Raw genomic sequence first — 24,126 nt, 5'->3', positions numbered from 1 at the left:
CACGCGTGCGCGATTGGCCGGATTGAGCAAGCGGTTGGCCGGGACGATAAATGACGCCGCTGGCCTCGATCCATAAAATGAGAATCGCTCTCATCTGGAGGCCGACATGCAAATCTTCACGACTGAATTCCCGTTTGTCTGGTTGCGTTACACCGGTTCGACGCACACCGATCCCGCCCGCCTGATCGCCGAACTCGACGCGTTGCTGGCGCGTCGCGAACCGTTCGTTCTTCTGACCGACGATGCGCCGTCCGGCGACGATCGCGGCGGGGACGATCACGAGTTGCGCAAGCAGCTCGCGAAGTGGAGCAAGGCCAACCGCGCGCAGTCGCGCGAATGGATCCCCGCGATGATCGCGATCGAGCCCGACGCAGCGCGGCGCGTGGCGCTCAACGCATTCTCGGGTGCGTTCGAGAAGGTATGGGGCTATCCGTTGAACGCGGCAGCCACCCGCGACGACGCGCTCGCGCTGGCGCAGCAGCTGCTCGACGAACCGGCGCGCGGCGCCGTGGCGGCGAATGGCTGAAGCCACGCTGCCGCGCCGGCGGCGCGGCGTTCCTCGATACGCATGCACGGCGCGCAAGCGCGCGCCGTGGCATGCGGCAAACATGCAGGGGTGTCCGGTGGACAATCCGATCCGCGCGATGCGCATCTTCACGCGCATCGTCGAAATGAACAGCTTCACGCGTGCGGCGCAGGCGCTCGGCATTTCGCGCGCCACCGCGACGCGGACCGTGCAGGAGCTCGAAACGGCGCTCGGCATGCCTTTGCTGGTGCGCACCACGCGCGCGCTGCGGGCGACGCCCGAAGGCGACGCGTACTACCGGCGCTGCGTGCGCATCACGGCCGATGTCGACGAACTCGAAGCCAGCATTCGCGGCGCCGCGCTGCGTCCGAGCGGGCCGCTGCGCGTCGAGCTGCCGGCGGCGGTCGCGGACGCGATCGTGCTGCCGGCGCTCGGCGCGTTTCATGCGCGGCATCCCGATCTGGTGCTGACGCTGGGTGTATCCGGGCGCGCGGCCGATCGCGTCGGCGATGCGATCGACTGCAGTGTCCGGCTCGGCGAACTGCCCGATTCGTCGCTTGTCGCGCGCCGGCTCGGCACGCTCGAGCGCGTGACCTGCGCGAGCCCCGCGTATCTCGATCGCCATGGCGTGCCGCGTACGCTCGAAGACCTGGCCGTGCATCGCGCGGTCAGCATGTCGTCCGTTCAGGGCCAGCGCACCGCCGAACTCGATTTCGTCGTCGATGGCGCGGTGCGCAAGGTGCGGATGGACGGGATCGTCAGCGTGGACGACGAGCAGGCGTATCTGGCGTGCGGCATGCATGGCCTCGGGCTGATCCAGCCGCCGCGCGTCGCCGCGCAGCCGCTGATCGACGCGGGGCGGTTGCGGGAAGTGCTGCCGCGCTGGCGGCCCGACGCGATCGCGGTGTCGGCCGTCTACGTGAAGCGGCCGCATGTGTCGCCCGGCGTGCGCGCGTTCGTCGACTGGATCGGTGAGCGTTTCGAGGCGGCGGTGAGCGGCCATGCGGGCCTGATCACCGCACGGGTGTGGCGGCCGACGGTGGGCGCCGCGGACAGGGTTGATCAGGTCGACGCCCAGATGGCCGCAGCTTGATCAGCAAGTGTCGAGTCAGGTGCGGTCAACGGTTCGCATTCGTCGTGGGTGCGCGCGCTTGACCGACGAGATTGCGCAAGCGGATCGATGATCCCGCCGGGTTGCCGTGGCGAAGCGGACGGCGGCGGCCGGGCGCTGCCGGCTCATATGACAGTGGCAATATTTCGGCGATTTTTTGACGAAATAGCTGAAACATTGGTGCTTTTGACCGAGCCGCACGTTGGTCTCTGCTGAATCGACGGACGTCGTTTCGTGCGTCCCGATCACCGCCCCAGCTCGTCCGCCAGAAAATCGACGAACGCCCGGATCCGCGTGGACATCTGGTGGCGCTGCGCATACACCGCATAGATGTCGGCGCTCGGCGTTTCGTGGTCGGGCAGCACGACGACCAGGCGGCCGTCGGCGAGATAGTCGCGCAGATCCCATTCCGCGCGCATCAGGATCCCGTGCCCGTCGAGCGCCCATTTCACGGCGATCTCGCCGTCGTTCGTCGTCAGGTTGCCGTTGATGCGCACGGCCTCCGTGTGGCGTGCCGCGCCGCGCCCGCTCGTCAGGCGCCAGATTCCGTAACCTTCGTCCCCCTGCCGGATGCCGATGCAGTTGTGCCGCGTCAGGTCGTGCGGCGTCGCCGGTGTGCCGTGCCGCGCGAGATACGCGGGCGCCGCGCACAGCAGCCGGCGGTTCGGCGCGAGCCGTCGCGCGACGACCCGCGTATCGGGCGGCTCGCCGAAGCGGATGCATACGTCGAACGCGTCGTCGGTGAGCGGCGGCGGCATCACCGACAACTGCAGTTGCACCGACACCTCCGGATAACGCGCGACGAAGCGCGAGATCGCGGGGCCGACCTGGTTGCGTCCGAAGCCGAGCGTCGCGTTCACGCGCAGCAGCCCCTTCGGGCGCTGCTTCGCGCTGCCGAGCAGTTCGCCGAGTTCGTCCATCTGGTCGAGGATCCGGCGCGCGTAGTCGAGATACACGTCGCCTTCGGGCGTCAGCATCATCCGCCGCGTCGTGCGGTTCACGAGCGTCACGCCCGCGCGCCGCTCCATCTGCGTGAGCCGCTTGCTGACGGCCGCCGCGGTCAGCCCGAGTTCGCGCGCGGCCGCGCTCAGGCTGCCCGACGCGGCCAGCGTCGAGAAGAAGCCGAGATCGGCCGGCTGAACGGTATCCGCCATGTCGGGATTCGTGAATTAAAGTTAAAGATGCTTTGAGTCTAGCACCGGTTCCCGCACTCCTGGTTCGGTAAAGTGCCTCCACGCTGACAATCAATCGAGGATGTGCGCATGAAGACCTACCGTATCGCAACGATTCCCGGCGACGGGATCGGCAAGGAAGTGGTGCCTGCGGGCAAGCAGGTGCTGGAAGCGCTGGCCCGCGGCAGCGACCGCTTTGCGTTCGAGTTCGAGGATTTCGACTGGGGCGCCGACTACTACCGCCGGCACGGCGCGATGATGCCGGCCGACGGCCTCGATGCGCTGCGCGGCAAGGACGCGATCCTGTTCGGCTCGGCGGGCGACCCCGACGTGCCTGATCACGTGACGCTGTGGGGGCTGCGCCTGAAGATCTGCCAGGGCTTCGACCAGTACGCGAACGTGCGCCCGACGCGCATCCTGCCCGGCATCGACGCGCCGCTGAAGCGCTGCGGGCCCGACGACCTGAACTGGGTGATCGTCCGCGAGAACTCCGAGGGCGAATATGCGGGCGTCGGCGGCCGCGTGCACCAGGGCCATCCGATCGAGGCCGCGACCGACGTGTCGATCCTCACGCGTGCGGGCGTCGAACGCATCATGCGCTTCGCGTTCCGGCTCGCGCAGTCGCGCCCGCGCAAGCTGCTGACGGTGATCACGAAGAGCAACGCGCAGCGGCACGCGATGGTGATGTGGGACGAGATCGCGAAGCAGATCGCGCAGGAATTCCCCGACGTGACGTGGGACAAGGAGCTCGTCGATGCGGCGACCGCGCGCATGGTCAACCGGCCGGCGTCGCTCGACACGATCGTCGCGACCAACCTGCATGCGGACATCCTCAGCGATCTCGCGGCCGCGCTCGCCGGCAGCCTCGGCATCGCGCCGACCGGCAACATCGATCCCGAGCGCCGCTATCCGTCGATGTTCGAGCCGATCCACGGCTCCGCGTTCGACATCATGGGCAAGGGGCTCGCGAATCCGGTCGGCACGTTCTGGTCGGTCGTGATGCTGCTCGAGCACCTCGGCGAAACGGCCGCCGCCGCGCGGGTGATGCAGGCGATCGAGGCCGTGACGGTCGACCCGTCGCTGCATACGCGCGACCTCGGCGGCAGCGCGACGACCGCGCAGGTGACGGCGGCTGTGTGCGAGCGCGTCGCGAACGCGGCGGTCGCCGCCTGACGACAAGCGCGGCGATGGGCCGGCGGGCCGCGACAGGGCGGCCAGCGACCAGCGGCGGCGCGCGAGCGCAACCGGTTACCGTTCGTCGCCCGTTCATCGTCCCCGGATTTTCCTGTCCCGAGACTCGCGCGCCCGACGCGAGCGGGGCGCGCCGGCCCACGCGCTTCGTCGCGGTGCCGGCGAGCATTCATACACCGAGCACGACTCGACAACTAGCCGGCTCGACCTCGAAGGAGGAGACACATGCAAGCGGATCTGGAAACCCGCGTCGCGCGGAAACTGATGTGGCGCATCATTCCGTTCGTGATGCTGCTTTACTTCGTCAGCTTTCTCGATCGCGTCAACGTCGGCTTCGCCGCGATGACGATGAACAAGGCGATCGGCCTGTCGCCGACCGCGTTCGGGTTCGGCGGCGGCCTGTTCTTCATCGGCTACTTCCTGTTCGAGGTGCCGTCCAACCTGATTCTTCATCGCGTCGGCGCGCGCATCTGGATCGCGCGCGTGATGATCACGTGGGGGATCGTGTCGGCCGTGTCCGCATTCGCGGCCGGGCCGACGAGCTTCTACGTGCTGCGCTTCCTGCTCGGCATGGCCGAAGCCGGGTTCTTCCCCGGCATCATCCTGTACCTGAGCCTGTGGTTTCCCGCGAAGCAGCGCGCGGTGGCCGCCGCGTGGTTCATGGCGGCCGCGCCGATCTCGACCGCGATCGGCTCGCCGCTGTCGGGCGCGATCATGCAGATGCCGCCGATGTTCGGGCTCGCCGACTGGCAGATGCTGTACATCGTCGAAGCGCTGCCGGCGGTCGTGCTCGGCTTCGTCGTGCTCAGGTGCCTGGCCGATGCACCGTCGAAAGCGGCGTGGCTGCGCGCGGACGAGCGCGACTGGCTGGTCGCGAAGCTGAAAGCCGAAGCCGATGCGCGCCACACGCATGCCGGGCATACGGCCGGCGCGTGGCAGGCGCTGCGCGACCCACGCGTGCTGGCGCTCGCGCTGATCTACTTCGGCACGTCGGCGGGGCTGTACACGCTCGGCCTGTGGGCGCCGCTGATGGTCAAGCAGTTCGGCTTCACCGCGCTGCAGACGGGCCTGCTCACCGGGATTCCGAGCATCGCCGCCGTCGTCGCGATGATCGCGTGGGCGCGGCATTCGGATCGTACCGGCGAGCGCACGTGGCACGTCGTGATTCCGTGCGTGCTCGCGTGCGTCGGTTTCGTGTTCGCGGGGCAGGCGAGCACCGCGCTGCTGACCGTGCTTGCGCTGGTCGTCGTCAACATCGGGATCAGCGCCGCGAAGGCGCCGCTGTGGGCGATGCCGAGCGCGTTCCTGTCCGGCGCCGGCGCGGCGGCGGGCATCGCGATGATCAATTCGATCGGCAATCTCGGCGGGTTCGTCGGACCGTTCGCGATCGGCTGGCTGAAGCACGTGACGGGCGGGTATGCGGCGGGGCTCTACGTGGTGGCGGGCACGCTCGCGGTGTCGGCGGTCGTCACGCTGATCTTGAGCCGCAAGGGCGCGAGGCAAGCCGCCGTGTCGGGGGTGCGGCATCACTCGTAAGCGCGACGTATGCATCGAAACGCCGGACGGTCGCGCATGACGTGTGCCCGTCCGGCTTCATGCGTCGTGCCGCGCGATCAGCTATGCGTGAGCGTCAGCGCATAGAACTTCACGACGGTGCCGGGCGTCGTCAGCGGCGTGCCGGACACGGCCGTCTGGTCGTAGTCGCCGGCCTTGAAGTAGAAGCTTTCGCCGTTGAAGCTCGAATCCATCGTGAAGGTCTTGGTCGTGCCGTTCGCCGTGACGGTGATCGTCGTGCCGCTCAGGCTCAGCGCGTAGCTGAACTTCTTGCCGACGCCGACCGTGGTGATCGGCGTGGTCGTCGACTTGCCGCCCTGGTTGGTGCTTTCGAGCAGCAGCTGCACGACGCCGCCCGACGTGAACTGCAGCTCGCACAGCGGCTTGCTCGGGCCGGTGCCCTGGAAGATCTGGCCGATCGTCGTGTGATCGGGCACCTGCGTGACGGCCACCGTCGCATTCAGCCGGTTCGTGCCGGAAGTTGGCCAGATCGCGTTCTCGCGCAGTTCGGTGCGCGGATGCAGCGAGCCGGACGTTGTCCAGCCCTGCGTCGGGTCCATCATCACCATCGATCCGTCGCTGCCGTCCGTGTAGAAATACGTCGGGTTCACGTAGCCGCCCGCGAGCGACGAACCGCTCACGGTGTCGACCTTGCCGGACGCGCCGGTCGGCAATTGCAGCGTGAACGGCGCGAGGTTGAAGTTCGAGCCGGGCGGGTTCGACGGGCTGAGCGCCATCACGGTGGCCTGCTGGCGGGCGGCGGCGGCCGGGCTGGCCGGATCGTCGCCGCCGCACGCGGACAGGCACGCAACGGACAGAACGGCGACGACGCACGGGATGATCCTGTTCTTCATGGTGTCTCTCTCTGATGGTCCGTGGCTGGGCGCCACGTTGTGGATAACGTTTTCCTATTCTGGCGCCTGATCGTCGAAACGAGATCGGTCGCCCGCAGGATTCACTCCAAAATACAGAAAGCAGATGAGGCTCGAAGGCTGAAACAGTGATGCCGGGAATTGCGGGATTTTCAAGGCTTGCAATCGGCTTTCCGTGAATGCGCTCAAGCCGATCGAGGACGATGCTAGCAAGAAGTGTCGGAAGGGTAAACGTTTTCCTATTTAAGCCGGAGAAGCTGTCTTTCGCCGGCTGCTGCGAGGTATCCGCGTGCCGGCGTGAAGGGCGCGGTCAGGTGTGCCGGTTACGGCTCAGTCGCCGCGACTTGTTGTGCGATACGCGCCGCACAAGCATCAGGCGTCGCATCGGATGTATCGAGCACCATCTGGCTGAACGGCCGCGACGCATAGCCTTCGCGATACATCTCGGCGATCCGGTTGCGCTCCCAGTCCGTCAGCGCACGCGAGCCGCGATTCGACGATGCGACCGCTTCGGGCGGTGCGAGCGTCACGATGAACAGCCGCGCATCGCGCGCGTCGCAGGCGGCGCGCAGCCGCTCGAATTCCGTTTCGCCGATCGGATAGGCGATGACCAGATGACGCTCACGTGCGTGCGTGATCTGCGTGACGAGACGTTCGAGCGCGATCGCCCACTGCACGTCGAACGGTGCGTCTTCGGGCGCATCGTGATCGTCGCCGTCGATGAAGCGTGCGTCGGGCAGCAAGCGTGCGAGCGCAAGGCCGATCGTCGTCTTGCCGCTGTTGATCGGGCCGTTCAGGTGGATGACGGTGAGGGCGGTCATGAGTCAGCGCAGGAATTGGAAGACTCGCAGCTTGCCATGGCGGGTGTGGCGATGCCGTGCCGTTGGTACGTCACGCGAGGTGATGCGATTGCGGAGGGGAAAGCAGACAGGCGGGGGAGAGGCGGAAGGAGCGGCAGGCCGAGTGCGCGAAGAGGATGCGCCCCCCAGCCTGCCCAACCGTACCGCATCCAGCGATGCGGCACGGCGTCGAGCGAAGCGACTTACTTCTCGTCGCCCTTGATCTGCGGCAGCGCCGACGCTTCACCCGGCGTCAGCAGCCCGACTTGCGAGTACACGCGCAGCTTGTCGCGCGTATCGGTGATGTCGAGGTTGCGCATCGTCAGCTGGCCGATCCGGTCGCGCGGCGAGAACGTCGATGCGACCTTCTCCATCGACAGGCGTTCCGGCTGGTACGTGAGGTTCGGCGACTTCGTGCTCAGGATCGAGTAGTCGTTGCCGCGGCGCAGTTCGATCTTCACTTCGCCGGTGATCGCGCGCGCGACCCAGCGTTGTGCCGTTTCGCGCAGCATGATCGCCTGCGGGTCGAACCAGCGGCCCTGGTACAGCAGGCGGCCGAGGCGGCGGCCGTTCTCGCGGTACTGCTCGATCGTGTCTTCGTTGTGGATGCCGGTGACGAGACGCTCGTACGCGATGTACAGCAGCGCGAGGCCCGGGGCTTCGTAGATGCCGCGGCTCTTCGCCTCGATGATCCGGTTCTCGATCTGGTCGCTCATGCCGAGGCCGTGGCGGCCGCCGATGCGGTTCGCTTCCAGCAGCAGCTCGACCGGGTCGGTGAACTCGACGCCGTTCAGCGCGACCGGCTGGCCGGCTTCGAAGCGCACCGTCACTTCTTCGGCGGCGATCTTCACGTCGTCGCGCCAGAATGCAACGCCCATGATCGGGTTCACGATCTTGATGCCGCTTTCGAGGCTTTCGAGATCCTTCGCTTCGTGCGTCGCGCCGAGCAGGTTCGAATCGGTCGAGTAGGCCTTCTCGGCCGACATCTTGTACGCGAAACCGGCCTGGTTCATGAATTCGGACATTTCGGCACGGCCGCCGAGCTCGTCGATGAACGTCTGGTCGAGCCACGGCTTGTAGATCTTCAGATCCGGGTTCACGAGCAGGCCGTAGCGGTAGAAGCGCTCGATGTCGTTGCCCTTGTACGTGCTGCCGTCGCCCCAGATGTTGACGCCGTCTTCCTTCATCGCGGCCACGAGCATCGTGCCCGTCACGGCGCGGCCGATCGGCGTGGTGTTGAAGTACGTGACGCCGGCCGTCGTGATGTGGAACGCGCCGCTTTGCAGCGCCGCGATGCCTTCGGCGACGAGCTGCGCGCGGCAGTCGATCAGGCGGGCACCGGCTGCGCCGTATTCGATCGCGCGTTTCGGGATCGCGTCGTAATCGTCTTCGTCGGGCTGGCCGAGGTTCGCCGTGTATGCGTACGGGACGGCGCCCTTGAGTTTCATCCAGTGCAATGCAGCGCTGGTGTCCAGGCCGCCGGAGAAGGCGATACCGACCTTCTGGCCGGTCGGGAGGCTTTCGAGAATCGTGCTCATAGGAATTACCGTGGATTGAAGCCGGTGGGATCGTATTTCGCGGAATATGCGAGTATCGGCTGTCCGGGAGGTTGGGGCAAGGGCTGATTTTCGCGCGGAACGGTCGTCGAGCCTGTCGCGGCGGGCCTGGCGGGCGGTGAGCCGGGTGGAGAACATCGCGCTCGCCGGTGCGAAATCGCGGCAGAAACAGGCATCGACGCGCGCGGCGCGGGCCGTGTTTCCGGGGCCGGATCGGCTGACGGGTGGGGCGGCCCGCCGTCAGGATGTCGATATGTCAATCTGAAAGGTATATGAAAGGCGAGCGCGCGAAGCCCGGATCCCCGCCGACGTCAGATGTTCCACGACTGCGCGGTGTCGAGCAGCTTCTCGCGCAGCTGATCGACTTCCGCGGCCAGCTTGGCCGTGATCGACACGTAGCCGGACAACTGCGGCGGCGGCGCGTCGTGCGGCGGGTCGACCGGCCGGCGGCGCGGCGAGAGCCGGCTCGGCGTGCCGAACTTGAGCGCGCGGCTCGCGCCGACCAGTGTGTCGCGGATGCGTCGGTTCACGGCCTTCATGTCGACGCGCATGTACTCGCGGGCCGCGATGTCGTCGCGGGCCGGCAGCGCGCTCGACAGGATCTCCAGATAACCGATGCACAGGCGCAGGCTGCGCTGGATCGCCTCGAGCTGCATCATCGACGTCTCGCATTCCTTCGACACCGACGGCATCAGCGAGCGCAGCTGGACGAGCAGCGCGCTCAGCGCGGCCATTTCCTTCAGGTGCGCGTCGTCGCTGACCTGGCGATCGCCCGCGAGCCGCGCATGCACGGCCGCGCACGCGCGCAGCGCATCGGCGAGCTTGTAGCGCCACGAATAGGTCGCGTAGAGCGGCAGCGCGAACGAGAACGCCAGCGCGATCGCGATGCCGACCAGCACGTTCACCGCGCGCCACAGGCCGTCGACGATCTCGTTGTCGCCGTGCCCGGCGACGATCACCATCGTGATCGCCGACAGCAGCGCGATGTAGCCGGCCTTGCCGATCGCGTGATACGCGCAGATTCCGCACCCAATGGCCATCAGCAGGTAGATCGCGAACGGCGCGTGCAGGAACGAGTAGAGGAGGATCAGCCCGAGCCCCGCGAGCGCGCCGATCGACGTGCCGAGCGCGCGCTCGGCCGCCTTCTTGCGGATGTTGCCGTGGTGCTGCAGCCCGCCGACGACGATCAGCACGGTGATCGTCGACCACTCGCCGTGCGGCACGTTCAGGCCGGTGGACAGTGCGATCGACACGAGAATCGCGAGCGAGACGCGCGCCGCATGGATCAGCTTCGCGTGCCGGTAGCGGCGGTACGGGTCGAGCAGCGGGCGGAGCGCGTGGCGCAGGAACGGCGGCAGCCGGGCAGGGAACGGGGTGGTCATGGCGGAACGGGAGTGGCCGGAACGCGCACGGCGGCCTGCGCGGGCCGGCGCCGCGCCGCATGCGCAGCAGGTGTCACGCTAACCGAACGCGGGAGGACTGTCCACGGTGCGGTCATCCGGCCCGGCCGGCCGACGTGCGACTTCACGCCATGTCACGGCGATGTCATGCGCCGGCGGCGCTCGGCTGCGCCTCCAGCACGCGGTTGCGGCCGCCGGACTTCGCGCGGTAAAGCGCCTCGTCGGCCCGCTGCAGCAGCGTCGCGGCGTTCACGCGGCCGTCGGTGGCGGTCGCCGCGCCGATGCTCGCCGTGACGCGTCCGTACGGGCTTTTCGCGTGCTCGATGTCGAGCGCCGCGATCGCGCGCCGGATGCCCTCGGCGACGGTCAACGCGCCTGGCGCATCGGTGTCGGGCAGCGTGACGACGAATTCCTCGCCGCCGTAGCGCGCGACGTGATCGCTGTCGCGGCGCAGGCAGCGCGACGCGGTTTGCGCGACGCGCCGCAGCACGTCGTCGCCGGCGGGATGGCCGTAATAGTCGTTGAAGGCCTTGAAGTGATCGACGTCGACGAACAGCACCGACAGCGGGCGGCCGCTGCGCGACGCACGCTGCGCCTCCTTCGCGAGCACCGTGTCGAACGTGCCGCGGTTGTCGAGGCCCGTCAGCGCATCGGTGTGCGCGAGCCGGTACAGCTTCGATTCGGCGACCTGGCGGCGCTTCAGTTCGCGCGACAGCGCCAGCGACCCCCACGCGATGAACCCGGTGAACAGGCACATCAGCACGACGGTCCAGATCGCGCGGTGGTGCCACGACGCGTAGATGTCGATCTCGGCGGGCGCGACGTCGACGATCAGCGGCAGGGCGGCGAGATGCTTGTAAACGTAGATGCGCCGGATGCCGTCGATCGCGCCGACTCCGGTCAGCGCGCCGTCGCGGGCGCGCTGCGATTCGATGAACAGCGGCGAGCTGTGCAGGTCGAGGCCGACCACGTGCGGGTCGAATGGCAGGCGCGACACGAGCGTGCCGTTGTCCTCGACGATCGCCGCGCTGCCGTGCTTGCCGACCGCCAGGCCGTCGAGCAGCGCGCGGAAGTAGTCGATGCTGAGCGTGCCGACGACGATGCCGGCGAACGCGCCGTCGGGCCGGTTGATCCGGCGGCTGAGGGCGATCGTCAAGGCGCCGCCGCGCAGCCGGGACGCATACGGCCGGCTGATGTAGAGGCCCTGGGCGAGCTGGTCGCGATGCACGGCGAAATAGTCGCGGTCGCCGAAATTGCCTTGCCGGGCGGGCGATGCGCTCGAATCGATCACGATATTGCCGTGCGCGTCCATCACGAAGATCGACCCGAGATACTCGCCGGTCGCCGCGCGGTCGAACAGCAGCCGGTGACGCTGGCGCGGGGGCAGGGCCGCCAGTTCAGGATCGGTAATGCCGTCGACGACGTTCTGCAGCGACAAATCGTAGAGCTCGATATTGCGCGCGATATCGCGTTCGATCAGCAGCATCAGGTTGCGTGCATTTTCGACCGCATGGTCGTATGCATCGCGCCGCGCCTCGATTAAAAGCGACGTGGAAAGCCCCCAGCTGAACATCAGCAGCACGATCCCCGCCACGAGTACGCCGCGGGGCGACAGAATGCGTGCCACGATCGACGCGGTATGGCGGCGCAGCGCGGCGGGCAGCGTGAATGACTTCATCCTCGATGGGGGCGGGCGGCGGATTTTCGCGTCGTTGGCGATTCCGTACGCTGTTTATTTTGAATCGGGCCGCATTATCTCGCGAATTCCGGAGATTCGTGTGCACATGCAAAACATGCATGCGGATACGGCGATTCCCAACGATTACGCATCGTTACCGCTTTACACGCGGGTGATTTGATTTGAATCAATCGTCGATATCGGTTGTATTGTCTGAATAATCCCGTGATTACCCGGCGATTATGCGTGCCGGTGCGGTATCGGGCGGACGGCGACGGGGCGGTTGCGAAACATCGATGGGATCGGAGAACCGGATAACCATCCAGGGCGCGGGGTTTTTGAGCCGACCTGCGACGGCGGCCCGGTTCGACGCGGCCAACCCCTTGATTCTGCGAAATCTCCACGGCTGCGGCGGGCGGCGGCACCTGAGCTGTCCCCGTGACGAATCAGGTAGAATCCGCGCTTCGCCGCAGGCGCCCACCGCGCAACGCGTATCGGGGCCGCATCGAATGCATCGCAGGACGCGCACCGCGCTCCGATTTCGCATGCGCCGGCTACGGATGCCGGCCCGCTCAACGTTCGTCTCGTTTATGTCCGCACTTCCGAAATCCGACCCATCCGGTTCGTCAGCGAACCCACCCAAGCTTCATCGCGCGCTGAAGGCGCGCCACCTGACGATGATCGCCATCGGCGGCTCGATCGGCACGGGCCTGTTCGTCGCGTCCGGCGCGTCAATCTCGCAGGCCGGCCCCGGCGGCGCGATGGTCGCGTACATGGCGATCGGCCTGATGGTCTATTTCCTGATGACGAGCCTCGGCGAGATGGCCGCGTTCATGCCGGTGTCGGGCTCGTTCGCGACTTACGGCGCGAAATACGTGGACGAGGGCTTCGGTTTCGCGCTCGGCTGGAACTACTGGTACAACTGGGCCGTGACGATCGCGGTGGAGCTGGTCGCCGCGCAGCTCGTGATGCATTACTGGTTCCCGGACGTGCCGGGCGTGTGGTGGAGCGCGGCGTTCCTCGGCGTGATGTTCCTGCTCAACGCGCTGACCGTGCGAGGCTTCGGGGAAGCCGAATACTGGTTCGCGCTGATCAAGGTCGTCACCGTGGTCGCGTTCATCGGCGTCGGCCTGCTGATGATCTTCGGCATTCTGAAGGGCGCGCCGAGCAATGGCTGGGGCAACCTGACGATCGGCGACGCACCGTTCGCGGGCGGCCTGCCGGCGCTGATGGGTGTCGCGATGATCGCCGGCTTCTCGTTCCAGGGCACCGAGCTGATCGGCGTCGCGGCCGGCGAATCGGAAAACCCGCGCACGACGATCCCGCGCGCGGTGCGCCAGGTGTTCTGGCGGATCCTGCTGTTCTACGTGTTCGCGATCTTCGTGATCGGCGTGCTGATTCCCTATACCGACCCGAACCTGCTGAAGACGGACGTGACCGACATCGGCGTGAGCCCGTTCACGCTCGTGTTCCGCCACGCGGGCCTTGCGTTCGCGGCCGGCGTGATGAACGCGGTGATCCTGACGGCCGTGCTGTCGGCCGGCAACTCGGGCATGTACGCGTCCACGCGGATGCTCTACAACCTCGCGACCGAAGGCCGCGCGCCGAAGATCTTCGCGAAGCTGTCGGCGGGCGGCGTGCCGCGCAATGCGCTGTACGCGACGACGGCGGTTGGCGCGTTGTGCTTCTTCACGTCGCTGTACGGCGACAAGACCGTGTACCTGTGGCTGCTGAACACGTCGGGGATGACCGGCTTCATCGCGTGGCTCGGCATCGCGGTCAGCCACTACCGGTTCCGCAAGGGCTACGTGAAGCAGGGCTACGCGCTCGACCAGCTGCCGTACCAGTCGAAATGGTTCCCGTTCGGCCCGCTGTTCGCGTTCGTGCTGTGCCTCGTGATCGCGCTCGGCCAGGACTATCAGGCGTTCCTCGCGAACCGGATCGACTGGGCGGGCGTCGCCGCGACCTACGTCGGCATTCCGCTGTTCCTGGTCGTGTGGCTCGGCTTCCGGTTCCTGAAGAAGAGCCGCTTCGTGCGCTACGAAGACATGGAAATCGCGCCGTGGATCGCCGCGAGCCGTGGCGCGCAGCGGCAGCCGGTGGCGAACCGCGAAACCGCGGGCTGACGCGGGCGCGGCACGTGGCCGCGTGACGTACGACGAAACGGGAAGCCTCGCGCTTCCCGTTTTTTTGCCCGGCTTTTGCCTGCACGGGGTCAAAGCCGGTTATATTGCCCGACCCTACCGGGCCACGGCCCGGCCGGCGCGAGGCGCGTCGCGCGGATCGGCATCCGGCGCGCGCGACACGCGGCGGCCGGCGAAACGCCCGGCGTTTTCATCGTTCCATCCGGGCCGATACGGCCCGCGGAGCGCGCAACCCAGAGGAATCCATGAGCGCATCACCCGCCGAGCGGAAGGCCGGACCCGTTTCCATCGTGCGACTCGAAGCCGCGATCAACGCGTGGCGCGAAGTGTACCCGCCGGCGCCGGACGGCGAGGACGGCTACGCACTCGACGCCGGCAGCAATTGCCTCGCCGAGCTGTACGGCACGATGATCTGCTACCAATTGCCGGACGTGCCGCTCGACTCGCTGAGCGACGCGCAGCGCGACGCGCTCTACGCGACCGAGGTGTGATGCTCGGCCCACACGGTGCCGCGGCGCGGTATCGGTGAACGAACGGGAAGCGTTGTCGCTTCCCGTTTTGCTTTGCGCGGCGCCGGCCGCCGCTGCGCGCGCAATGCGGTTCGCGCCGGGATCGGTGCCGGCTGAGGTATCGTGACGGGATCGGGAAGCAGGTGACCGGCAGGGCCGGTGTGGACGGCCGGCGCCCGCGCTGTGCGCGGTGCCGAATGAACATCCGTCGCCTGCCCGGGAGGATTCGAACATGGAGTTGAGACACCTCCGCTACTTCGTCGCGGTCGCCGAAGAGCGGAATTTCACGCGGGCGGCCGAACGGCTGCATATCGCGCAGCCGCCGCTGAGCCGGCAGATCCAGCAGCTCGAGGAAGCGCTCGGCGTGCCGCTGTTCGAGCGCAACGCGCGGCCGCTGAAGCTGACCGACGCGGGCCGCTTCTTCTATTCGCACGCGGTGCAGCTGCTCGCGCAGACGACCGAGCTCGAATCGATGACGAAGCGGGTCGGCAAGATCGAGCGCAGCATGTCGGTCGGCTTCGTCGGTTCGACGCTGTACGGGATGCTGCCGAAGATCATCCGGCGCTTTCGCAGCGAGTATCCGGCGGTCGAACTGAGCCTGCACGAGATGTCGACGATGGACCAGATCAAGGCGCTGAAGGAAGGGCGCATCGACGTCGGGTTCGGGCGCATCCGCCACGAGGATCCGAGCGTGCGGCGCGTCGTGCTGCGCGAGGAGCGGATGATCGTCGCGCTGCCGGTCGGCCATCCGCTCGACAGCGCGAAGCCGGTGCTGTCGCTGCACGATCTTGTGAACGACACGCTGATCATCTTTCCGAAGGCGCCGCGCCCGAGCTATGCGGACCAGGTGCTCGCGGCGTTTCACGATCGCGCGTTGCAGCCGCGCAAGATCTACGAGACGCGCGAACTGCAGATCGCGCTCGGCCTCGTTGCGATGGGAGAGGGCGTGTCGGTCGTGCCGCACAGCGTGTACGGGCTGAAGCGCGACGACATCAGCTACAAGCCGCTCGACGATCCGAATCTCGTGTCGCCGATCATCATGAGCATGCGGATGCTCGACGAATCGGAGGATCTCCGCGCGATGCAGGCGCTGATCTACCGGCTGTACGACGAGGCGCAGATGGAGTATCTGCCGCCGCAGCCCGAATGAACGCGCGGACGGTGGGGGCTTGCTTGACGCTGCGTGCGGGCGCGGGCCAACATCGCAGGATCCGGTACGGCCGCCGAGGGGCGGCCGCTTTCATGCAGACGACACACACATGACCGATATCCCGTTTGAGGAGACAACCGTCGAGACGCCGCAAGGGCGCCTCTTTGCGAAACGCTGGCGCGATGGTCTTGCGCAACAGACGGGTGCGTCGAAGGCGGTCGCTCCAATCGTCCTGCTGCACGATTCGCTGGGCTGCGTCGAACTGTGGCGCGACTTCCCCGTGCAGCTCGCGCGCGCCACGCAGCGCGACGTGATCGCCTACGATCGCCTCGGCTTCGGTCGGTCCGATCGCCATCCGGGGACACTCGGCACGACGTTCGTGCGCGACGAGGCCGATCACGCGTTCGCGGCGCTGCTCGAACAACTGGGCGTCGACGCGTTCGTCGCGCTCGGGCACAGCGTCGGCGGCGGGATGGCGGTCGGGTGTGCGGCCGCGCATCCGGATCGTTGCCGCGCGCTCGTGACGATCGCCGCGCAGGCATTCGTCGAGGATCGCACGCTGGCCGGCATCCGCGACGCGGGGCAGCAGTTCGACGAACCGGGCCAGCTCGACCGGCTCGCGCGCTATCACGGCGACAAGGCCGAATGGGTGCTGCGCGCGTGGGTCGACACGTGGCTGTCGCCGGCTTTTCGCGACTGGAATCTCGACGACGACTTGCCGCGCGTGCAATGCGCGACGCTCGCGATTCACGGCGAAGACGACGAATATGGGTCCGACGTGCATCCGAAGCGGATCGCCGCGCGCGTCGCGGGGCCATCGTCGTATCTGTTGCTCGGCCAGTGCGGGCACATGCCGCACCGCGAGCGAACCGGCGACGTGCTGGCCGCCGTGACGACGTTCCTGCGCGACGCGCTCGCCTGAGCGCTGCTGCCACCGGCGGGCAGGTGCCCGCCGGCCGTCAGAACGCGAGCTGGATCGCGAGGTCGATCGCGAGCACGGCGATCGAGAGGCCGATCCCGAGGACCACGTTCGGCAGCCGGTGCTCGAAGTCGCGATTGTCGCGACGCATTGCGGCGCCGAGCAGGAAGATTGCCTCGACGACGATCTGCAGTCCGACGAACAGCAGCATCAGCAAATACTCGTAACCCATCTGCTTGAACGCGGCGAATTGCATCCCGTGATCGCGGATCCATTGGCCGACGCGCAGCAGTTCGTACACGAACAGCAAGGCGGGAAACAGGTAGCTGATGAAATAGGTCGGCGCGGTGGCGTGCCGTAGTTCGAGGTGGAAATGCTGATGCGTGGTTGCCATCACGAATCCCTCCTTGCAACGCATGATTGCGGTCGCGACGGCGGCGCGACAACGTGCAAACGAAGGGATTACCCGAAGCGTCGCGCGCGGCCGTACGACATCAGCATACTGCTGCACGGGAAATTTGGCATGCGATGCGTGTGGCCGTCGTGAAAATGCATCGGCGTCGCGCGACGCGTCTATCGTGCCGTATTCGCCGTATTCGCCGTATTCGCCGTATTCGCCGGATGCGCCGGATGCGCCGGATGCGCCGGATGTGCGGCACCGGCCGCCTCAGTGGCGTTCGCTCCTCGCGGTCGTGCCGGGGCGCTTGCACCCGGCGAGCGGCCGACTGGCCACCGACCATCGCTTACCGGCGCCGCTCACCCTTTCGCTTGAGCACCTTCGACGAACAGCTTCGCGACCGCCTGGAACTCCCGTTTCAGCGACAGCCCCGGCAGGCTCAGCCAGCGCAGCATCGCCGCGAGATACAGGTGATGGAACCACGTCGCGAGCTGGTCGGCCCGCAGCGTGCCGTTCAGTTCGCCGGATTGCTGCCCGGCCGCGATCAGTTGCTGCCACACGAGCGCGATATCGCTGCCGTTCTCTCCACCACTTGCCGGTTCGATCGCGCCGATGCTCAGGAAGCGATGGCGCAAATACGCGAGCAGATACGCGGGATGCTGCTCGCACCAAGCAGCCGACGCATCGAGCACACAGCCGATGCGTGACGCGAAGGTCTTGCGCCGCGCGACGTCGCGCTGCAGATGCGCGAGATCGCGTGCGAGTTCACCCTCCAGCCAGTGCGCGAGCACGGCTTCCTTCGTTGCAAAGTGGTTGTACAGCGTGCGCTTCGCGACATCGGCCTGCGCGGCGATCTGTTCCATCGTGACCGCTTCATAGCCGTGCGCGTCGAACAGGCGTGCACCGGTGGCGGCGAGATGCGCGAGCATCTGGATGCGCTTGCGAGCGCGGCGGCCCGGATCGTCGGTCGGAGTCGGCATGGCGGGGATTGACTGAAAGTACACGAGTTGCATTAGTATACGACGTGCATTTTTATGAATCCACCCATTGCCGCCGTGCACGAGGAGTCACGCATGAAGCTCGTCATCGCCACCTACGGCACCGAAGGCGACACGCGCCCGCTCGCGGCGCTCGGTCGTGCGCTGATCGAAGCCGGCCACGATATCCGGCTGCTGGCCGATGCGGCGACGCTCGGGTCGGCAGTGGCGCTTGGCGTGCCGTCGGCGTCGTTGTCCGGCGATATCCGCCGCGCGATTGCGCCGGATGGCGCATTGGCCGATGCGGTGCGCGGGCGCGGCGGCTTCAATGACACGTCGAAGGCGCTCGCGGCGATCGCCAATGCGAACACGGCTGCGTGGATGCGCGAAATCGCGGATGCGTCGGAAGGCTGCGACGCGATCCTCGTGTCCGGGCTCGCATCGTTCGTCGGCTTGTCGGTCGCCGAGTATCGCGGCGTGCCGGCGATCGGCACCGGCATGATCCCGATCACGCCCACTGCGGAATTCGCGTCGCCGTTCCTGCCGCCGGGGAAGGTGCCACGCTGGCTGAACCGCGCGAGCCACCGGTTCGTGAACGCGCTGCTGTGGCAGGCGTTCAGGAAGGCGACGAATGCGGCACGCGCGAGCGTGTGCGGGTTGCCGCCGCGCAAGCAGGTGTGGACCGATCATCCGATGCTGTACGGCGTGTCGCCGGCGCTGCTGTCCGGCCCGGGTGACTGGCCGTCGAATATACAGGCGTGCGGCCAGTGGCGGATCGATGCGCATGCCTGGGCGCCATCGTCCGAACTCTCGGCATTTCTCGAAGCGGGCGATCGCCCCGTGTACATCGGTTTTGGCAGTATGGCCGGCTTCGATCGCACCGCGATGGTCGGAGCGCTGACGCACGCGCTCGCCGGTCGCCGTGCATTGTTCTATCCGGGCTGGAGCGGTATCGACGCGTCGATGCTGCCGAAGAACGTTCACGTGATCGGCGATACGCCGCATGACTGGCTGTTCCCGCAGGTATCGATGGCAATCCATCACGGCGGATCGGGTACTACGCATTCGGCTGCGCGGGCCGGCATTCCGTCGGTCGTCGTGCCGTTTGCGGGCGATCAGTTCTTCTGGGCGAACCGGCTTCAGCGACTCGGCGTGGCGGATGCGCCGGTGGCGGGGCGACGCGTGGACGCCGCCGCACTGACGCGAGCCATCGCGTTTGCCGAACGGGACGACACGCAAGCGCGCGCGATCGAACTCGGCGCGAGCATCGCACAAGAGGAAGGCTTGAAGCGGGCCGTTGGTGCGATCGAGCGGTGGGGGCAGCCGGGCACGCGGTAAGCCCGGGCATCCACCCCAGCTCAGAAATGCCCAGTGAACCGGTACCGGCTGCCCGGGTGCCACAGATTGGCGACCGACGCGACCATTCCCTGCGACCACGTGCGCCGATGCAGCAGCAGGCACGGCTCGCGGTCGTCCATCGTCAGGTGGCGGCGCGTTTCGGCGTCGGGCATCGCGGCCTCGATCCGGTATTCGACGCGCTGCAGCGGCGCGACGCGTGTCAGGTACTGGTTCGGCGTCGTGGTCGTGAAGTCCTGCAACGCATACTCGGGCGCGCAGGCCGGATTGACCCAGCGTTCCTCGAGCTGCACCGGCGTGTCGTTCTCGAAGTGCAGCACGCGCGAATGGAAGATCGGGCTGCCCGTGTCGATCTGCAACTCGTCGGCGAGCTTCGCATCGGCGACGGCCGCGCCCACCTGCAGCACCTGCGCGCGATAGCCGTGGCCGCGCGCGGCGACTTCGTCCGAGATGCTGCGGATCGCGACGAGCGTCGATTCGTACTTCGGCGACGCGACGTACGTGCCGGAGCCGCGCGTGCGCGTGAGCACCTGCTCGGCGGTCAGCTCGCGCAGCGCGCGGTTGACGGTCATCCGCGCGACGTTGAATTCGCGCGCGAGCTCGTTCTCCGACGGCACCTGGTCGCCTTCCGCCCATTCGCCGGCATGAATGCGCGCGAGGATGAAGTCCTTGATTTCCTGATAGATCGGTGTGGTCATGGGATCACGATTCCAGAGTCGGCAGCGGCCCGCCGCCGAATGCCGATCCGGCGCGCGCCCGGCGCCGAGTGTACCGGTTTCGCAGGCGCGCGGGCCCGGATTCCCCGAATGATCCCTGTTCGGCCGGCCCGCGTCCATGCGGGATTGCACAGAGCGGCCGGCTTTCGGCGGCGGGCGTGCGGTCAGAACCGATGCCGGATGCCGACCGTCCCGACCACCTGCGTGTTGTTCGACGAAGGCGCGAGCCCCGTGACGTTCGCGAACCCGAGCGTCGCGCCCGCCGGCACGCCGAACTGGTGCTGGTAGACGGTTTCCGCGTACACGTCGGTGCGCTTGCTCAGCGCGTAGTCGGCCATCAGCGTCACCTGGTGCCATTTCGGCCGATGGCTGCCGGTTGCGTCGTCGTAGCGGCCGTTGGTGAACGTATAGGCGCCCGCGAACGAAACGGCCGGCGTCAGCGCATAGCGCGCGTTGACCTCGAAGTTGTCGAAGCGCAGCGCGTTCAGCGCGCCGGGCAGCGACGACGCGGCCGTTTCGTCGAACATCGAATGCGTCCACAGCGCGCCGACCGTCAGCCGGTCGAATGCGTAGCTGCCGCCCGCGCCCATCACGCGCTGGCGCACGGCCGGGAAGTTCGGCCCGTCGTTGGTCGACAGCGCGCCGCCGGCCGTCAGCCCGCCGCGGTTGAGCTGCAGGTACGCGGCGCCGAGGCTGACCGGCCCGTTCGCATACGACACGCCCGCGCTGTATGCGCGGTTGTTCGCGAAGCCGCCGGCCGCGTTGCTGAACCCGTACAGGCCGCCGAACTGCCAGCCGGCGAGCGTCGGGCTCGTGTATTTCACCGCGTTGTCGATGTAGAACGAATCGTCGAGGTTGTCGTTGTCGAAGGGATGCGACGCGAGGTTGTTGCCGTCGCCGTTGTTCGCCATCGCGAGCGGGCCGAGATAATCGACCACGGCATCGTACTGGCGGCCGAGCGTCAGCGTGCCGTACGGGTCGCTCTGCAGGCCGACGTACGCGCGGCGGCCGAACATCGTGTTCTTGTAGGACTGCGTGCCGTTGTTCAGGTTGAAGCCGTTTTCGAGGCGAAACAGCGCATGCAGGCCGCCGCCGAGATCCTCGTTGCCGCTCAGGCCGAAGACCGTATTCGACAGCAGGCCGCTGCCTTGCTGCCATGCGCTTTTACCCGACTGGTTGTTCGTATAGACGATACCCGCATCGAGCATCCCGTAGAGCGTGACGCTGCTTTGCGCCTGCGCGGCGGCGCTGAGGAACGCGACGGAGAGGGTACCGGCGACTGCTTTTTTCATTGAGTGTGCTTCCTGGAAAGGCCCGTAGCGACGGGAACGACGATCCGGCGCGCATGCCGGCGGCGAACGAGCGCGGCTCGTGACGAAGACGAACCGCACGCGTTCGCGTCGGCAACGCGCGTTCGAATCGATGAAAGGGGGAGCGGGCGCGTGACGCGTGTCACGCGCGGCCGCATCGGAGGCCGGCTAGTGCTGCAGCAGGCGGATCGTGCCGAATTCGGCGGCCGGCAGCAGGCGGAGAATCGACAGGATCGCGGGTGACGCCTGCGACCGCGCGACTTCGAGCTCGATGCACGCGCGCCCGGTGCGGTTGTCGATCGCGGCCGTATAGAAATTGAGCGCGGTGCCGACCGCCTGGTGCAGCAGGCGCCGCACGACGACGAGGTTGTCCGATTCGACGCGGATCGACAGCAGCACGAGCGCGTCGGCAGAGCACCGGCGCCGTGAACGAACGGGCGGCAGGTCGCGTGAGGCGGCGGTTTCGGTTCTGGTCGGTTTCATGCTGGCATCCCCGGGTCGCATCGTGTTCCGCACCGCGGAGATCTCGTCTTGGACATGTCGCCCATTCTAGGAATCGCGGTGAAGATACGGTGTATAGACTCGTATTGGCCCTGAAAAGAACACATAAAAACGCCATCGCCGCCGGCTTTCGTCTTTACAGCTTTTTTACTCCGCGTAAAGAAATTGAACACCGCTTTGATACGCGGATTTCTACACTGTCGCATCCCATTCGCCAACTGAGCATGGGGGCGTCACGCGGGCTTGCGCCGACACGGCAAGGCCCGATGCGCCGACGATCGCGCGGCGTTGCCGCGCATAGGAAAAAGGGGAAAGCCATGTTGTGGATCACCGGCGCGTTGTCGCTCGCGCTCTTTATCTATCTGTTTCATGCGTTGATCCAACCCGAGCGGTATTGATCGGCGCGATTCAACAGGAATTCGAAAATATCGGTGAATGTCATGAGCGATCTGCTTTTCATCTTGTTCACGCTCGCGTTCTTTGCCTTGACGGCCGGTTTCATCACCGGCCTTGACCGGATCTGAGCGAGCGTCGACATGTTCAACAATCTCATTCAATTCGCGATCGTTCTCGCGATCATGCTGGCGCTGGTGCCCATCGTCGGGAAGTGGCTCGCGCATGCCTTGACGAGCCCGCGCCACGCGTGGGTCGAACGCCGGACCTATGCGCTGCTCGGCGTGAATCCCGACGAAGCGATGTCGTGGCAGCGCTACGGCATGGTGCTGCTGCTCAGCAATGCCGGGATGATGCTGCTCGGCTACCTGCTGCTGCGCATCCAGGACACGCTGCCGTTCGACGCGCTGCAGCGCGCGTCGCAAAGCCCCGACCTCGCGTTCAACACCGCCGCGTCGTTCATCACGAACACGAACTGGCAGGCGTATGCGGGCGAAAGCAGCCTGTCGAACTTCTCGCAGATGGCCGTCATCACGTTCCTGATGGTGGTCAGCGCGGCGACCGGCGTCGCGGCCGCGGGAGGCTTCATCCGCGGGCTGAGCCGCAAGAGCGCGGCCGACCTTGGCAACTACTGGGTCGATTTCACGCGCGTGACCTATCGCGTGCTGCTGCCGCTCAGCTTCGTGATGGCGCTCGTGTACGTGTGGCAGGGCATGCCGCAGACGCTCGCGTCCGACGCGTGGGCGACCACGCTCGAAGGCGCGCGCCAGCAGATCGTGATGGGGCCCGTAGCCAGCCTCGAATCGATCAAGCATATCGGCACGAACGGCGGCGGCTTCTTCAGCATGAACGCCGCGCATCCGTTCGAGAACCCGACGCCGCTCACCAACACGCTGCACATGCTGTCGATGCTGCTGATACCGTCCGCACTGACCTATGCGCTCGGCACGATGATCGGCCGGCGCCGTCAGGGCTGGGTGATCCTCGCTGCGTTCGTGGTGATGTTCGTCGGCTTCCTGGCTGTGATCTATTCGGCCGAGCAGCACGGCAATCCGCTCGTGACCGGGCTCGGCGTCGATCCGCAGCTGAGCGCCACGCAGCCGGGCGGCAACATGGAAGGCAAGGAGATGCGCTTCGGCATCGCGCAGACGAGCCTGTTCGCCACCGTCACGACGGCCGCGACCACCGGGTCGGTCGACGCGATGCATGACTCGCTGACGCCGCTCGGCGGGCTCGTGCCGATCGCGCAGATGATGCTGAACAACGTGTTCGGCGGCGACGGCGTCGGGCTGATCAACCTGTTCACGTTCGCGATCCTCACGGTGTTCCTGGTCGGGATGATGATCGGGCGCACGCCGGAATTCCTCGGCAAGAAGATCGAGGCGCGCGAGATGAAGCTCGTGATGCTCGCGGTGCTCGCGCATCCGTTCAGCATCCTCGGCTTCACCGCGGTGGCGGCGATGCTGCATTCGACGATGGACAGCCTCGCGAACCTCGGCCCGCACGGCTTCAGCGAAGTGCTGTACGCATACACGTCGGGCACGGCCAACAACGGCTCCGCGTTCGCGGGCCTGAACGCGAACACGCCGTTCTTCAACACGACGATCGGCTTCGCGATGCTGATCGGCCGCTACCTGACGCTGCTGCCGATGCTCGCGGTCGCGGGCAGCCTCGCCGCGAAGAAGCGCGTGCCGGAAAGCGCCGGCACGCTGTCGACGTCGACGGGCCTGTTCGCCGGCCTGCTGGTCTTCGTGATCCTGGTCGTCGGTGGCCTCACGTTCCTGCCGGCGCTCGCGCTCGGCCCGATCGTCGAGCACCTGATGATGTCGGGCGGCCAACTGTTCTGAGGAAAACA

General features: G+C 66.9%; 24 protein-coding genes. 12 read left to right on the top strand and 12 right to left on the bottom strand.

Going from position 1 to position 24,126, the window contains the following annotated elements:
* Positions 1-106: 106 nt before the first annotated feature.
* Positions 107-526, top strand: coding sequence for an ATP--cob(I)alamin adenosyltransferase (locus CFB45_RS26885; RefSeq protein WP_089428153.1), 420 nt, complete (start codon positions 107-109; stop codon positions 524-526).
* 97 nt (positions 527-623) lie between these two features.
* The gene (locus CFB45_RS26880) at positions 624-1,619 is read left to right on the top strand and encodes a LysR family transcriptional regulator (protein WP_256978367.1); all 996 of its coding nucleotides are present in this window, start codon (positions 624-626) and stop codon (positions 1,617-1,619) included.
* A 263-nt stretch (positions 1,620-1,882) separates the two neighbouring features.
* Here the strand turns inward: CFB45_RS26880 and CFB45_RS26875 are convergent, their stop codons facing one another.
* Positions 1,883-2,791, bottom strand: coding sequence for a LysR substrate-binding domain-containing protein (locus tag CFB45_RS26875; RefSeq protein WP_089428152.1), 909 nt, complete (start codon positions 2,789-2,791; stop codon positions 1,883-1,885).
* Between the two features lie 108 nt (positions 2,792-2,899).
* On the opposite strand from CFB45_RS26875, the gene CFB45_RS26870 reads away from it, so the two are divergent.
* Positions 2,900-3,982, top strand: a complete 1,083-nt coding sequence (locus tag CFB45_RS26870; RefSeq protein WP_089428151.1) for a tartrate dehydrogenase — start codon at positions 2,900-2,902, stop codon at positions 3,980-3,982.
* 243 nt (positions 3,983-4,225) lie between these two features.
* Positions 4,226-5,536: an MFS transporter gene (locus CFB45_RS26865; protein WP_089428150.1), complete on the top strand. Its 1,311-nt coding sequence runs from the start codon at positions 4,226-4,228 to the stop codon at positions 5,534-5,536.
* A 77-nt stretch (positions 5,537-5,613) separates the two neighbouring features.
* On the opposite strand, the gene CFB45_RS26860 is transcribed toward CFB45_RS26865, so the two are convergent.
* From CFB45_RS26860 to CFB45_RS26840, 5 genes are all read right to left on the bottom strand, one after another.
* A complete protein-coding gene (locus CFB45_RS26860; protein ID WP_089428149.1) occupies positions 5,614-6,408 on the bottom strand; it encodes a polysaccharide lyase family 7 protein in 795 nt (264 codons plus the stop codon).
* Positions 6,409-6,749: 341 nt separating this feature from the next.
* Positions 6,750-7,247, bottom strand: coding sequence for a shikimate kinase (locus CFB45_RS26855; protein ID WP_089428148.1), 498 nt, complete (start codon positions 7,245-7,247; stop codon positions 6,750-6,752).
* A gap of 221 nt (positions 7,248-7,468) precedes the next feature.
* Positions 7,469-8,803, bottom strand: a complete 1,335-nt coding sequence (argG, locus tag CFB45_RS26850) for an argininosuccinate synthase (protein ID WP_069250949.1) — start codon at positions 8,801-8,803, stop codon at positions 7,469-7,471.
* A gap of 329 nt (positions 8,804-9,132) precedes the next feature.
* Positions 9,133-10,203 (bottom strand): FUSC family protein, encoded by a 1,071-nt coding sequence (locus tag CFB45_RS26845; RefSeq protein ID WP_089428147.1) that lies wholly within the window; start codon positions 10,201-10,203, stop codon positions 9,133-9,135.
* Positions 10,204-10,366: 163 nt separating this feature from the next.
* Positions 10,367-11,899 carry a GGDEF domain-containing protein gene (locus CFB45_RS26840; RefSeq protein ID WP_089428146.1) on the bottom strand — a complete coding sequence of 511 codons (1,533 nt, stop codon included), beginning with the start codon at positions 11,897-11,899 and terminating at the stop codon, positions 10,367-10,369.
* On the opposite strand from CFB45_RS26840, the gene CFB45_RS39135 reads away from it, so the two are divergent.
* From CFB45_RS39135 to CFB45_RS26820, 5 genes are all read left to right on the top strand, one after another.
* On the top strand, positions 11,838-12,080 hold the full coding sequence (locus CFB45_RS39135) for a hypothetical protein (RefSeq protein WP_179255076.1): 243 nt from the start codon (positions 11,838-11,840) through the stop codon (positions 12,078-12,080). The two genes, CFB45_RS26840 and CFB45_RS39135, sit on opposite strands and share 62 nt — an antisense overlap.
* 409 nt (positions 12,081-12,489) lie before the next feature.
* The gene (locus tag CFB45_RS26835) at positions 12,490-14,025 is read left to right on the top strand and encodes an amino acid permease (protein WP_089428145.1); all 1,536 of its coding nucleotides are present in this window, start codon (positions 12,490-12,492) and stop codon (positions 14,023-14,025) included.
* A 263-nt stretch (positions 14,026-14,288) separates the two neighbouring features.
* Positions 14,289-14,534 (top strand): DUF3717 domain-containing protein, encoded by a 246-nt coding sequence (locus CFB45_RS26830; protein ID WP_043178075.1) that lies wholly within the window; start codon positions 14,289-14,291, stop codon positions 14,532-14,534.
* Between the two features lie 250 nt (positions 14,535-14,784).
* Positions 14,785-15,702, top strand: coding sequence for a LysR family transcriptional regulator (locus CFB45_RS26825; RefSeq protein ID WP_011355987.1), 918 nt, complete (start codon positions 14,785-14,787; stop codon positions 15,700-15,702).
* Between the two features lie 109 nt (positions 15,703-15,811).
* Positions 15,812-16,624 carry an alpha/beta fold hydrolase gene (locus tag CFB45_RS26820; protein WP_089428144.1) on the top strand — a complete coding sequence of 271 codons (813 nt, stop codon included), beginning with the start codon at positions 15,812-15,814 and terminating at the stop codon, positions 16,622-16,624.
* A 37-nt stretch (positions 16,625-16,661) separates the two neighbouring features.
* On the opposite strand, the gene CFB45_RS26815 is transcribed toward CFB45_RS26820, so the two are convergent.
* On the bottom strand, positions 16,662-17,015 hold the full coding sequence (locus tag CFB45_RS26815; protein ID WP_069250955.1) for a hypothetical protein: 354 nt from the start codon (positions 17,013-17,015) through the stop codon (positions 16,662-16,664).
* 362 nt (positions 17,016-17,377) lie between these two features.
* Positions 17,378-17,998 carry a TetR/AcrR family transcriptional regulator gene (locus CFB45_RS26810; RefSeq protein WP_089428143.1) on the bottom strand — a complete coding sequence of 207 codons (621 nt, stop codon included), beginning with the start codon at positions 17,996-17,998 and terminating at the stop codon, positions 17,378-17,380.
* A 93-nt stretch (positions 17,999-18,091) separates the two neighbouring features.
* On the opposite strand from CFB45_RS26810, the gene CFB45_RS26805 reads away from it, so the two are divergent.
* Positions 18,092-19,333: a glycosyltransferase gene (locus CFB45_RS26805; RefSeq protein ID WP_089428142.1), complete on the top strand. Its 1,242-nt coding sequence runs from the start codon at positions 18,092-18,094 to the stop codon at positions 19,331-19,333.
* A 20-nt stretch (positions 19,334-19,353) separates the two neighbouring features.
* Here CFB45_RS26805 and hutC read toward each other — a convergent pair whose 3' ends face one another.
* The 3 genes from hutC to CFB45_RS26790 form a co-directional block, all read right to left on the bottom strand.
* Positions 19,354-20,049: a histidine utilization repressor gene (gene hutC, locus CFB45_RS26800; RefSeq protein ID WP_089428141.1), complete on the bottom strand. Its 696-nt coding sequence runs from the start codon at positions 20,047-20,049 to the stop codon at positions 19,354-19,356.
* A gap of 182 nt (positions 20,050-20,231) precedes the next feature.
* Positions 20,232-21,359 carry a porin gene (locus tag CFB45_RS26795; protein WP_089428140.1) on the bottom strand — a complete coding sequence of 376 codons (1,128 nt, stop codon included), beginning with the start codon at positions 21,357-21,359 and terminating at the stop codon, positions 20,232-20,234.
* Positions 21,360-21,545: 186 nt separating this feature from the next.
* Entirely contained in the window at positions 21,546-21,860 is a 315-nt protein-coding gene (locus CFB45_RS26790) for a hypothetical protein (RefSeq protein ID WP_089428139.1), read from the bottom strand.
* 89 nt (positions 21,861-21,949) lie between these two features.
* Here CFB45_RS26790 and kdpF point away from each other — a divergent pair, with 89 nt between their 5' ends.
* Entirely contained in the window at positions 21,950-22,276 is a 327-nt protein-coding gene (kdpF, locus tag CFB45_RS39280) for a K(+)-transporting ATPase subunit F (protein ID WP_206147752.1), read from the top strand.
* Here the strand turns inward: kdpF and CFB45_RS39130 are convergent.
* Positions 22,246-22,416, bottom strand: coding sequence for a hypothetical protein (locus CFB45_RS39130; protein WP_174975849.1), 171 nt, complete (start codon positions 22,414-22,416; stop codon positions 22,246-22,248). The genes kdpF and CFB45_RS39130 overlap by 31 nt on opposite strands.
* Here CFB45_RS39130 and kdpA point away from each other — a divergent pair.
* On the top strand, positions 22,415-24,118 hold the full coding sequence (gene kdpA, locus CFB45_RS26780; protein ID WP_089428137.1) for a potassium-transporting ATPase subunit KdpA: 1,704 nt from the start codon (positions 22,415-22,417) through the stop codon (positions 24,116-24,118). The genes CFB45_RS39130 and kdpA overlap by 2 nt on opposite strands.
* The last annotated feature ends 8 nt before the right edge of the window (positions 24,119-24,126 follow it).

The sequence above is a fragment of the Burkholderia sp. HI2500 genome, from assembly GCF_002223055.1.
Classification (GTDB): Bacteria; Pseudomonadota; Gammaproteobacteria; order Burkholderiales; family Burkholderiaceae; genus Burkholderia.
Note: the sequence above shows the minus strand (reverse complement) of the source record. Positions and strands in the feature narration are given on the sequence as shown.